This window comes from Streptococcus parasanguinis ATCC 15912 (genome assembly GCF_000164675.2).
GTDB lineage: Bacteria > Bacillota > Bacilli > Lactobacillales > Streptococcaceae > Streptococcus > Streptococcus parasanguinis.
Genome location: NC_015678.1, coordinates 723,311 through 735,445 on the forward strand (window position 1 = coordinate 723,311; position 12,135 = coordinate 735,445).

12 protein-coding genes are annotated in these 12,135 nt (G+C 43.6%); 2 read left to right on the forward strand and 10 right to left on the reverse strand.

What is annotated here, in order from left to right; translation table 11 throughout:
* Nucleotides 1–414: 414 nt before the first annotated feature.
* The 8 genes from HMPREF0833_RS03565 to HMPREF0833_RS03600 all read right to left on the reverse strand — a co-directional run bounded on the left by HMPREF0833_RS03565 (nt 415) and on the right by HMPREF0833_RS03600 (nt 8,637).
* Nucleotides 415–1,485: an ABC transporter substrate-binding protein gene (locus HMPREF0833_RS03565; protein WP_003011180.1), complete on the reverse strand. Its 1,071-nt coding sequence runs from the start codon at nt 1,483–1,485 to the stop codon at nt 415–417.
* On the reverse strand, nt 1,482–2,255 hold the full coding sequence (locus HMPREF0833_RS03570) for an ABC transporter permease (RefSeq protein WP_003002847.1): 774 nt from the start codon (nt 2,253–2,255) through the stop codon (nt 1,482–1,484). The genes HMPREF0833_RS03565 and HMPREF0833_RS03570 overlap by 4 nt, the downstream gene beginning before the upstream one ends.
* Complete coding sequence (locus HMPREF0833_RS03575) at nt 2,252–3,058, reverse strand: ABC transporter permease (RefSeq protein ID WP_003011144.1); 807 nt, start codon at nt 3,056–3,058, stop codon at nt 2,252–2,254. Before HMPREF0833_RS03575 ends, HMPREF0833_RS03570 begins: the two co-directional genes overlap by 4 nt.
* Nucleotides 3,039–4,196: an ABC transporter ATP-binding protein gene (locus HMPREF0833_RS03580; protein WP_003002881.1), complete on the reverse strand. Its 1,158-nt coding sequence runs from the start codon at nt 4,194–4,196 to the stop codon at nt 3,039–3,041. The genes HMPREF0833_RS03575 and HMPREF0833_RS03580 overlap by 20 nt, the downstream gene beginning before the upstream one ends.
* A gap of 207 nt (nt 4,197–4,403) precedes the next feature.
* The gene (gene murB, locus HMPREF0833_RS03585) at nt 4,404–5,300 is read right to left on the reverse strand and encodes a UDP-N-acetylmuramate dehydrogenase (protein ID WP_013903742.1); all 897 of its coding nucleotides are present in this window, start codon (nt 5,298–5,300) and stop codon (nt 4,404–4,406) included.
* Between the two features lie 117 nt (nt 5,301–5,417).
* The gene (locus tag HMPREF0833_RS03590; RefSeq protein ID WP_013903743.1) at nt 5,418–6,398 is read right to left on the reverse strand and encodes a hypothetical protein; all 981 of its coding nucleotides are present in this window, start codon (nt 6,396–6,398) and stop codon (nt 5,418–5,420) included.
* Nucleotides 6,399–6,481: 83 nt separating this feature from the next.
* Nucleotides 6,482–7,348 (reverse strand): homoserine kinase, encoded by an 867-nt coding sequence (gene thrB, locus HMPREF0833_RS03595; protein ID WP_013903744.1) that lies wholly within the window; start codon nt 7,346–7,348, stop codon nt 6,482–6,484.
* 2 nt (nt 7,349–7,350) lie between these two features.
* On the reverse strand, nt 7,351–8,637 hold the full coding sequence (locus HMPREF0833_RS03600; protein ID WP_013903745.1) for a homoserine dehydrogenase: 1,287 nt from the start codon (nt 8,635–8,637) through the stop codon (nt 7,351–7,353).
* A 175-nt stretch (nt 8,638–8,812) separates the two neighbouring features.
* Between HMPREF0833_RS03600 and HMPREF0833_RS03605 the strand changes: the two genes are divergently transcribed.
* Entirely contained in the window at nt 8,813–9,691 is an 879-nt protein-coding gene (locus HMPREF0833_RS03605) for a polysaccharide deacetylase family protein (RefSeq protein ID WP_041818481.1), read from the forward strand.
* Nucleotides 9,692–9,876: 185 nt separating this feature from the next.
* On the opposite strand, the gene HMPREF0833_RS03610 is transcribed toward HMPREF0833_RS03605, so the two are convergent.
* Both HMPREF0833_RS03610 and HMPREF0833_RS03615 read right to left on the reverse strand, forming a co-directional pair.
* On the reverse strand, nt 9,877–10,446 hold the full coding sequence (locus HMPREF0833_RS03610; protein WP_013903747.1) for an HD domain-containing protein: 570 nt from the start codon (nt 10,444–10,446) through the stop codon (nt 9,877–9,879).
* A 99-nt stretch (nt 10,447–10,545) separates the two neighbouring features.
* On the reverse strand, nt 10,546–11,115 hold the full coding sequence (locus HMPREF0833_RS03615; protein WP_013903748.1) for a TetR/AcrR family transcriptional regulator: 570 nt from the start codon (nt 11,113–11,115) through the stop codon (nt 10,546–10,548).
* Between the two features lie 129 nt (nt 11,116–11,244).
* Between HMPREF0833_RS03615 and HMPREF0833_RS03620 the strand changes: the two genes are divergently transcribed.
* Nucleotides 11,245–12,087, forward strand: a complete 843-nt coding sequence (locus HMPREF0833_RS03620; RefSeq protein WP_041818251.1) for a DegV family protein — start codon at nt 11,245–11,247, stop codon at nt 12,085–12,087.
* The last annotated feature ends 48 nt before the right edge of the window (nt 12,088–12,135 follow it).

Below are 12,135 nucleotides of genomic sequence, written 5' to 3' on the forward strand. Positions count from 1 at the left end.
AATGGGCTAGTCACTTTCCTTACTATTATAGCATCTTTCATTTGAATCTCAATCTAACTCACTAGTTAGAGACTTTATGCAGCAATCACAAAAGAACTTGCGAGGTTCTGCTAGAATATAAACAATCCTTTTTTACAAATAACAACCTATGTGATGCTAAAAATTCAAATGTTACATTTTTGTAGAGTATCTAAATATAAAATGAAACTTTCCGCTGTGAGAAAAGTGCTAGAAACAACATTGTTTCTAGCACTCGGGAGTTTTGAAACTTTAGGTTCAAAACTAAGTCATGGAACTTCCTGGATTGCTGAAATCATCCACTGGATAATTTCACCTAACGTCCGTACTCACTTAAGGAAAGTTTCTAAGAGGAGTTTATCTTCAATCAAAAAGGAACCCGAAGGTTCCTTTTTGTTATTTTCGATACATCTTGACCTGAAGGTAAAGATCGTTATAGACTCCAAGCAATTTCTTGCCTAATTGTTGATAGACTTCCAAATGGTCCAGCGTTTCATCGCTTGGATAGAAGGATTGGTCATCTTGGATTTCTTTTGGCAACATGGCTTTGGCTTTTTTATTTGGCGTTGAGTAGCCGACATAAAGAGCATTTTTCAAAGCATTTTTAGGACGAAGCATGAAGTTAATAAAGGCATATGCTGCTTCTTTATTTTTCACGGTTTTTGGAATGACAATGTTATCAAACCAAAGGTTGCTGGCTTCAGTTGGTACGACATAGCGAAGATCCTTATTGGCATCCAGCATTTGGCTGGCTTCTCCTGAGAAAGTAACCCCAATAGCTGCATTGTTTTGGATCATATAGCCTTTCATCTCATCGGCCACCAAAGCTTTGATATTTGGCGTCAAGGTGTAGAGTTTATCCACGGCCTCTTGCAATTTCTTTGGATCCTTTTCATTGAGGCTATAGCCTAATGTATTGAGACCAATTCCCATCACCTCACGCGCACCATCGTACATCATGATGTCATTTCTGTACTCTTCACGCCAGAGATCCGACCAATGTTCCGGAGCATTTTTGACCATCTTCGTATTGTAGACGATCCCCAAGGTGCCCCAGAAATAAGGTACGGAATATTGGTTGCCCGGATCAAACGATTGATTCAAGAGTTTTGGATCGATATTTTCCATCCCTTTGATCTTGGATTGGTCCAACTTTTCAACCAGATGCTCATCCATCATCTTGGCAATCATGTATTCACTAGGAATCGCAATATCGTAGGTGGTTCCCCCTTGCTTGATCTTGGTGTACATGGCTTCGTTGGAATCAAAGGTATCATATTGCACCTGAATTCCTGTTTCTTTGGTGAATTCCTTGAGCAATTCTGGATCGATATAATCTCCCCAGTTGTAGATGACCAGCTTATCACTATTCTTGGTATTCATGCTCGCTTCGATCTGGTGGCTAATTCCCCAGAGGACCAGAATGACAAGGACAATCCCTGTTAGGAATGAATAAAGTTTTTTCATGCTGCTTCCTCCTTTTCACGGGTAATAAAGTAATAACCGATGACCAAGAGCACACTAAAGAGAAAGACAAGGGCGGACAAGGCATTGATACTGAGGGAAATCCCTTGACGCGCACGGGAGTAGATCTCTACAGACAAGGTTGTAAAACCATTTCCGGTTACAAAGAAGGTCACGGCAAAGTCGTCAAGAGAATAGGTAAAGGCCATAAAGTAGCCAGCAATAATGGCTGGTGTCAGATACGGCAACATGATCTCTTTGAGCATTTGTACTTGGGTAGCTCCCAAGTCATAGGCAGCATTGACCATATCCCGGTTCATTTCCTTGAGTCGTGGCAAAACCATCAAGACCACAATGGGAATCGAAAAGGCCACGTGGCTAGCCAGAACAGATAGGAAACCTAGCTGGTACTTCACCGTCGTAAAGAGAATCAAGAAGCTGGCCCCGATCATAACGTCTGGCGCTACCATGAGAATGTTGTTGATGGAGAGCAAAGGACCTTCTAACTTTTTCTTCGATTGGTAGATATAAATGGCTCCAAAGGTCCCAATCACTGTCGCAATCAAGGCTGACAAGAAGGCCAAGAGGAAGGTCTCTGATAAGATCAGCATCAGGCGACTATCTGCGAACAATTCATTGAAATGCTCAAGCGTGAAGCCTGTGAAGGCATTCATATCTCCCCCTTTATTGAAGGCATAAAAGATCAAATAAAAGATAGGAAGATAGAGGATCAGAAAGACGAAACCTAGATAAAAATGAGACACTTTTTTCATCGTTCTCTCCTTTCTCTTGTTGCCCACATGGTAAAGAGCATAGCAAGGATCAGAACAACTCCGATGGTAGAACCCATTCCCCAGTTTTGTGTTGTCAGGAAGTGCTGTTCAATCGCTGTCCCTAAGGTAATGACGCGGTTTCCACCGATCATCCGTGTCAACATGAAGAGGCTCAGACTAGGAATAAAGACAGATTGTACACCTGAGCGGACTCCATTCATGGACAAGGGGAAGACCACATGACGGAAGGTATCCCAACGATTGGCTCCCAAATCATAGCTGGCATTGATCAAGTTTGGATCTAAGTCATCTAAGACATTAAAGATCGGCAAAATCATAAAAGGCAACTCGATGTAGCTGGCTACAAAGATAAAGGAGAAATCAGTAAAGAGGATCTGCTGGGGAGCGACTCCGAGAAAGCTTAAAAAGCTATTGATGGAGCCGTTTTGCCCAAAGATTCCGATAAAGGCATAGGCTTTGAGCAAGAGATTGACCCAAGTTGGCAAGACGATCAACATCAACCACAACTGCCGGTGTTTGAGCAGCGTCAAAAAGTAAGCAGTCGGGTAGGAGATCAAGAGCGTCACCAGGGTGACGATTCCGGCATAAAGGACCGAATTAAAGCTCATCTTTAAATAGGTCAAATTTTGCGAAGTGAAGAACTCTTTGTAGTTTTCAAGTGAAAACTGCCCTTCAACGTTAAAAAACGATTGAAAGATGATCATGACTACAGGAGCCAAAACAAAGAGAAAAATCCACAAGAAATAGGGGAGGATAAATAGATTAGAGGTTGTTTTCTTCATCTCTTTCCTCCTCAATGGCATTAATCAAACCAGCTTCTTGCTCTTCCACTTCAACGTACTCTTCGATCCGCGCATCGAATTCTTCTTCGGTTTCATTGAGACGCATAACGTGGATATCTTCTGGTTCAAAGTCTAACCCGATGACTTCTCCCACGATGGCCTTACGAGTGGAGTGAATCATCCACTCATTTCCCAAATCATCATAGGCGATGATCTCATAATGCACACCACGGAAGAGCTGAGTATCCACCTTCACTTGGAGCTTACCTTCTTCAGGAAGAGTGATTTGCAAGTCTTCAGGACGAATAACGACTTCAACTGGTTCGTTTGGACGCATCCCACCATCGACGGCTTCAAAGCGTTTGCCATTGAACTCAACCAAGTAGTCCTCGATCATACGACCATCTAGAATGTTGGACTCCCCGATAAAGGTAGCTACAAAGTGGTTGATTGGCTCATCATAGATATCTACTGGTGTACCAGATTGGACGATCTCTCCTTCGTTCATGACAAAGATCCAGTCACTCATGGCAAGGGCTTCTTCTTGGTCATGGGTAACAAAGACAAAGGTAATCCCCAAGCGTTGTTGCAATTCCCGCAACTCATACTGCATGTCTGTCCGAAGTTTCAAGTCAAGTGCAGACAAGGGCTCATCTAAAAGGACCACTCGTGGTTCATTGATAATAGCCCGGGCAATAGCTACCCGCTGGCGTTGACCACCAGATAATTTTTGGATCGAACGTTTTTCAAATCCTGCTAACTGGACCATTTTCAATACTTCTGAAACCCGACGTTCGATCTCAGCCTTGTCCACCTTTTTCAAACGAAGGGGAAAAGCCACATTTTCAAAGACCGTCATATGTGGAAAAAGGGCATAGGACTGAAAGACGGTGTGGACATCCCGTTTGTTGGTAGGGACATCATTGATCCGTTCCCCATCGAGGTAGACATCTCCAGTCGTCGCATCCAAAAGACCGGCAATGATATTAAGGATGGTCGATTTTCCTGATCCAGATGCACCAAGCAGGGTATAAAACTTCCCTTCTTCCAATTCAAAATTGATATCCTTTAGGACAACAGTTCCGCTATCTTCAAAGACCTTTGAAACATTTTTAAACTCAATAATTGGTTTTTTCAATTCACATAAATTCCTTCTTTACTACGATTACCAAACTGCTTTTCAAACGAAAATGCAGCGGCTGACAGGAAGACCTGTCAGACCACCAATACCTCTCGGGGACTTACTAGACTGCCCCACCTATTTACGGTATCGATAGGCACTCACCCCCTTTCCGACTGATGCTATCGATGGTTCACTATCAATTGTTCTTCAATACTAACGTTCTTAGGCTTGGCCGATAATGCGAACTTCTGGTTCTAAACGGACACCTGAATGAGCCTCTACTGCTTCAATGACATGGGCGATCAAATCTTCGTAATCCTTAGCAGTTCCATTGTCGACATTAACCATAAAGCCGGCATGCTTTTCAGAAACTTCCACACCACCGATTCGATAGCCTTTTAGACCTGCTTCACTGATCAATTGACCTGCAAAATGGCCAACAGGACGCTTAAAGACAGATCCACATGAAGGGTATTCAAGGGGTTGCTTGAGCTGACGAAGATGGGTCAAACGCTCCATCTCCTGTTTGATTTGCTCGTGATTGCCTGGAGACAAAGCAAATTTGGCAGAGATGACCACAGCACCAGTCTCTTGAATCTTTGAGTGACGATAGCCAAAAGCCAACTCTTTCGCCGACAAGGTTTCAATTTCCCCTTCCTTGGTCAAGACCTTACAAGATACAAGGACATGAGCAATCTCTCCCCCATAAGCTCCAGCATTCATAAAGACAGCCCCACCGACACTGCCTGGAATCCCACTAGCAAACTCGAAGCCTTTCAAACTATGGTGCAAGGCCACATGAGTGGTGTCGATGAGTTTAGCTCCTGCTTCTGCTTCGATCACATAACCATCCACACTGATGTCACGCAAGCGATCAAACATAATGACAAATCCCGGAATGCCCCCATCGCGGACAATGATATTGGACGCATTGCCAAGGACCATCCATGGAATTTGCTCTTGGTTGGCAAATTGAACGATGCGTTTTAATTCGTATTGGTTGCGAGGAAAAGCTAAAAATTCTGCATTCCCACCTACCTTTGTAAAGGTATAATGTTTTAAAGGTTCTTGAAAACGGATATCAATCCCTTCAAGAATTTGATTTATTTTTTCATTCATCTTTCTGTCTGTTCTCTCTCTATAAAATACAAACTATTATACCAAATTTTTATCTATTTTTCGACCCTAAAAAACAAAAGAAGGCCTATAATATTCAGGCCTTCCTTTTATCATTTACTATGCAATTTTACGAGCACTGGCACGATTCTTTTGTCCATCCAGAGCTGATTTGACCGAAATCCAAGCACCACCAAGAGTGAAGACAGCTAACATTCCTAGATTCAAATAAAATTTGTCTGGGACATCCCCTTGAAATGTCGCTTCATTGACAATCGTCCAGGACAAATCAAATGGAAGATCGAGCTTACTCATGAGCGCCAAAGTATAATCTAATTGGTTGACCAAAAAGACCGTCAAGACCATCAAAATAGCTGAAACTACCACACCTTTTTTAGTCAATTTCTTACCAAGGATCTCATAACCTTTGATAGTACAATAACCGAGGGCAACCCCTGCTAAAACAGATACATAGCCGAGACGCGCTACCAAGAGGGCAACTGCTCCACCGATGATTACACCGATCACAGCCCCTACAATCCCTAAAAGGAAGTTTTCTTCCCGCGCTTCATAAGCCTCAACTGTATCTTGCACTTCGGCTTGGTAGGCTCTAAAGGTTGCATCGTCGATTAAAAAGATCGCATCTCCAATTTGATACAGACCGATTGGTCCTTCCTCACCCGTTTCCGCATTCACTTGCACAAATTGGTGGTTGAGCAAGAAATCCACAATATCTTGGATAGCTGTCCATAAGGTTTCGACGGCCTTGCCTTTGGTCATTCCACCTTTGACAACGATCGAGGTCAAGTAACCATCAGAAGAGATAGCATTAATGGCTTTTGATTGTTCTTTTAATTCATTCCAAAGAATTTCACTATCTTCGATCAAGTCTCCTTCGGAACCTTGTTTCACACTGAGTGAAATGGTAAATACATTCTTGGTTTGAGCGCCTTCAATGACTAACAAGAAGCCTTCACGCTCTCCATACATCACACGGGCTTCGCCATCAAATTGCAGCCCAAGATCGGTAGCAATACTATATAAATATTCTGGTTTCATGTTTCCCCCTAAACTTTCGGGAAAGCTTGAGCTTATCCCCATACAATTCCCATTCTACCATAGGAGAAGCAAAAAGGACATATACATTCGTATACATCCTTCTTTCATTTGTGTTACATTGAGGTTTATTTCTCAACACGAACGCCAAATGTGTCGATTTTAAGTTGGAAAATCTGACCATCTAGCCCGAGTTCTTCGAGAGCTGCGACAAAGGCTGCTGTATGCTCTGGTGCTAAGAGGTTCATGATCGTTGGGCCTGCTCCTGACAGATAGGTGGCGTAAGCCCCATGCGCATGTGCTACTTCTTTGACCTGAGGGAACTCTTTGACAAGAGATTGACGGTAGCGTTCGTGGAAATGATCTGACTCGATGGAGCGACCAGCCGTCAGCAAATCTCCCTTTAGGAGAGCTGCGATAGCGACATTGGCTACGCTACTAGCTGCAACTGCTTCCTTATAAGACCATTCTTTCGGTAGGACATTGCGACTATCACTGGTTTTCAATTGGTAGCTCGGTACAAAGGCCACAAGGTCACAGCTTGGGAAGTCAGATGTGACATATTGGACATCTTCACCGATGTAGCTCGCAATGACCATATTTCCAAAGATAGCTGGAGCTACATTATCCGGATGACCTTCGATCTCGGTCGCAATGCGTAATTTCTCAGCGTCTGATAGCTGGAGCTTGGCTAATTGATTGGCCAATTCAATCCCTGCGACAATGACCGAGCTAGAAGAACCAAGACCACGTGCCAAAGGCACTTCACTAGTCATCTTGATCCGATGGGGCTGCATATCAGTTGAGATAGAGAGGGCTGTTGAGAGCAAGAGGTTTTTCTCATCTGTCGGAATCCCTGCTCCTAGATCATGCTCAATGAACCAATCATCTGCTGGTTCAAGGACTTCAATGGTCAAATAGCGAGTCACGGCAATCCCTACAGAATCAAATCCTGGACCGACATTGGCACTGGTTGCTGGAACAATAATTTTCATGCTTATTCTCCCAAGACTTTAAAGGTATTCAAGAGTTCGAAATTCGCCTCTGAATCCAATTTTTCAACCAAGTTCTTGAATTGGGTTTGGTTGACTTGGTGGGTAATGATGACGACACTTGCATAGTGACCATCTGAGTCTTCTTGGAGGATTTGCTTGAAGGAAGCTCCTTCTGCATTAAAGATTTCCGCAAGACGCAAGATTTGACCAGTCGCATCTGGTGCCTTGATTGAGAAGTAATAATTGTTCTTCACATCTTCTGGCTTAGCCAATTGAAGAGGGCGGCTGTATTCATTGAAGGCTTTACCGATTGTTCCTTCTTTTAGTCGACGGACAATGCGAACGAGGTCGGCTACGACACTGGTCGCAGTTGGTTTTTGACCAGCACCTGGTCCGTAGTACATAGACTCACCAATACCGATGGATTCCACATAGACCGCATTCATAACGTCGTTCACTCCTGCGAGTGGATGTTGTTTTGGAAGGAAGGTTGGTGTCACTTCTGCTGCGATCCCTGACTCTGTTTCAACGATAGAGCCGACCAGCTTAATGACATATCCAAGGCTTTGAGCAACCGATACATCCTGAGGAGTGATTTGGCTGATTCCTTTGTGACCTACTTGGTCAAATTGGATATTCATTCCAAAGGCAAATTGGCTCAAGATCACCATCTTGTAGGCAGCATCAATTCCTTCAACGTCGTTGGTTGGATCACTTTCAGCGTAACCAAGACGTTGCGCTTCTGCTAAAGCATCCTCATAAGTCCAACCTTCTTCAACCATTTTAGTCATCATGAAGTTAGATGTTCCATTGACCACACCGAGCACTTTGGTCACCTTGTCGGAAGCTAGGGAATTTACCAAGGTCCGAAGGATTGGGATCCCACCAGCTACGGCAGCTTCATAATAAAGGGCCACTTGGTGTTTTTTAGCAATCTCTAGCAACTCGCTTCCATGAACGGCAAGAAGGTCTTTGTTAGCAGAGACCACGTGTTTACCTGCTTCCAGCGCACGGGTGATAAAGGTCTTAGCTGGCTCGATACGACCCATCAATTCGACCACGATGGCAATGTCCTTGTCTTCAATGATCTCATCGACATTGGTCACAAAGTTGTAGTCATGACCAGCAGCTTGTAATTTTTCCTTTTCCGCATCATCTCGAACCAAGACCTTAGTGATCTCGATTTCATCTTGAGCTGCCTGGGTGATTTTTTCATGGTTTTCTTTTAATAAAAATGGTACGCCACTAGCAACAGTACCAAATCCTAGTAAGGCAATCTTAACAGACATCCTATTGACTCCTTGAATTTTCTATAGTAGCTCCATTATAACAAAAACTTGAGCGTTTGACAGCCAATTGCCTTAAAAATTCTGAATGTTCATGACAGGATCTGCCTGTAGCAAGTTCTGGAAAAGAACATAGAATTTGTGGTACAATAAAGAAAATGATGAAAACGGTGACACTATGAGTAAACGAAGAGTACCTAAAAAAATCAAAGCCCTACTTGGAATCAATGCCTTCCTACTGGTCTGTATCTTTATTTGTAGCTTTCTTCTGATCAAACGGATCACTCAGCCGAGGGACGGGAATACCAGTGGCACTGCCGTGACGCGTTCTCTCGAGGAAGGTAGCTCCTCTATAGAGTGGACTCGAGTGAAAAAACCGGTCAAACTGCCCATCCTCATGTACCACTCCGTACACAATATGGCCGAGTCCGAAGCTGCCAATGCCAATCTGATTGTCGATCCTGAGACCTTTGAAAGCCAACTAAAGGCCCTGAAAAAAGCGGGTTACTACACCCTGACACCTGAGGAAGCCCATCGCATCCTCGCCAAGAATGAAGTCCCAAAAGGAAAGAAATTTGTCTGGCTAACCTTTGATGATGGCGTCGAAGATTTCTATACTATCGTCTATCCGCTTCTCAAAAAATATAAGATGACCGCCACTAACAATATCATCACGGACTTTACACAAAAAGAAAAAGAAAATGTCTTGACCTTTGACCAAATCAAAGAGATGAAAAAATCTGGCTTGACCTTTGAAAGCCATACGGTCAATCATCCAGACCTAGCCAATTCCAGTCTTGAGACCCAAAAGAATGAGCTGGTCGCTTCTAAACGCCTGCTGGATAAGGTGCTGGATCAAAATACCAGCGTTATCGTCTACCCATCTGGTCGCTACAGCCAGGTCACGATCGACCAAGCCAAGAAAGCTGACTACAAACTAGGCCTCACCACTAAAAATGGACTCGCCAGTTCCGCTGATGGCCTATACGCCCTCAAACGAGTCCGGATCCTTCCAACCACTACAGGAGAGGATCTCCTAACCATGATCCAAGAATAAAGAAAGAGAGTGGGACAGAAATCGGTAATTCGTTAGAATTCGATTTCGTCGTCCCACCTCAGCACAGTTGAGTAGGGCTGTAAAAGCTGATGAAATCAGCGTAGTAGAGCCCACTCAACCACTGCGTCTTGCTCGACAATCCAAAAATAATTGAGAGGCTAGGACTTTTGTCCCAGCCTCTTTTGTTAGAGTTCCTTTTCTAGTTCATTTAGAAAGATGATTAAAAATTGATGGCGACTTTCTGCTATTTGCTTAGCAGTCTCCGTGTTCATTTCATCTTTCAAGAGAAGCAACTTGTCATGGAAATGTTGGACGGTATCAGTGAGGGACCTCCTTTTGTGGCCACCATAGGAAAAAGTTCGCGCAATTCCTACAGCTCCTATCGCATCCAGGCGGTCTGCATCCTGGACAATCTTGCCTTCTAAGGTTTCTGGATGTTTCCCACGATTTTTGCTGAAAGAAACAGCATTGATAACCCGACAAATCTGGTCGATTTGGTCTTGAGGAATACCGATCTCTTCTAGAAACATGCGAGCATTCGCATTATTCTCTGTTTGAAACAATTTATCATCAGCAGCATCGTGAAGAAGAGCTGACAAGCCCACTATCTCCAGATCACATGGACCTTCTGCTTGTGCGATTCTCATAGCATTGGTATAAACGCGGAGGGTATGCTCCACATCATGGCCATCCGCTCGATCAGCAAATAAGGTTTTTACATACTGCTTAGCAGCTTGGATTCGTTCTTCGATCATCGTTCTTGTCCTTTGTTTAATCTCTGCTCAGTTTTATCTATTCATTTGAACTAGTTATGGAGATGTGCAGTTTACTTTAAAACCACCTCTCGGTGGTGTTTACTTTTTCTTTTGTGGAAAGAGGGGTAGGCCTAACGTAGCGATCTTCTCAGCGGGGATCTTCATGCCATCCTTGATCCATTTGGAGATGACAGAAACAATGGCGGAGCTCCAGAAGGAATTGAGGTAGCTGCCAGCGCCATTCGAGGAGCTGCCATTTCGTTTTTCTAGAAAATCATAGACTGCCTTGGTCAAGAGCCGCTCGAAATTGTAATCAATAGCCAGGCTAATGATCTTGGCTTCTTTCTTGACTTCCTTAAAGAGGTAGACCCAGACCTGGTAGAGGTCTGTCTTAAGGTTGTAGCCATCTAAAGACTTGGTAATCTTTGCGATACTAGATTGAAAGATGGACTCTAGAATCTCTTCTTTGGAGTCATAATTACGGTAAAAGGCTGCTCGAGAGACACCCGCACGCTGAACCAGCTCAGAGATGGTGATCTTTTTCAGATCCTTTTTCTCCAATAATTGCAGGAGAGAGATTTCGATGGATTCTCGTGTAATCGCATTGTTTTCTTGGTTAAATCGTTTGAGATTTTCCAAGGATTTCTCGGATATTTTTCTTTCTGCCATAACATTTACTTTCTATCTGTCTCACCTGATGATATCTGCTTGGATAGCATTGCTCTTCATGATATAATTGTAAAAGAAGACATACTACTTGTCAATGTACATTTTTATACAATTATGAGGTATGAACTGATGAAATGGAAAATTATTGCGGATTCAGGCTGTGACTACCGCTCTTTGGACAATCTGGCACCAGATACGGAGTTTGTCAGTGTCCCATTGACCATCCAAGTGGGAGAGACCATCTACACAGATGACGCCCAACTCAATATCGACCAGATGATGGAGGAGATGTATGCGACCACGACAGCTTCTAAGTCTGCCTGTCCGAGTCCCGATGATTATATGAAGTCCTTTGAAGGAGCTGAAAATATCGTCGTTGTGACCATCACTGGAACTCTTTCAGGTAGCTACAATAGTGCTGAGGTAGCTAAGAAGATTTATCTGGAAGAGCATCCGAATACCAATATTCACGTGATTAACAGCTTATCAGCTGGGGGTGAGGTGGACCTGATCGTTCGCAAGCTCAATCAGTTGGTCGCTGAAGGCCTTGATTTTGATCAAGTGGTCGATGTGATCACGACCTATCAGTCTAAGACGAAGTTGCTCTTTGTTTTGGCTAAAGTTGATAATCTGGTCAAAAATGGGCGTCTCAGCAAATTGCTCGGAACTGTTGTCGGGCTCCTCAATATCCGTATGGTCGGGGAAGCTAGTAAGACGGGTACCCTTGAGTTGCTTCAAAAAGCACGGGGCCAAAAGAAAGCGATCAAGGCTGCTTTTTATGAATTGATCAAGGCGGGTTATGCTGGCGGCCACATCACCATTGCCCACCGCAACAATGAAAAATTTATCGAGCAATTCTCTGCATTGGTTCGAGAAAAATTTGCCCATGCAATGATTGAAGTCCTTCCTACTTCTGGACTTTGTAGTTTCTACGCCGAAGAAGGCGGCCTCCTCATGGGGTATGAAATTTAAGTTACCACTAAAAAGAGGCTAGGACAAAAGTCCTAGCCTCTCAATTGT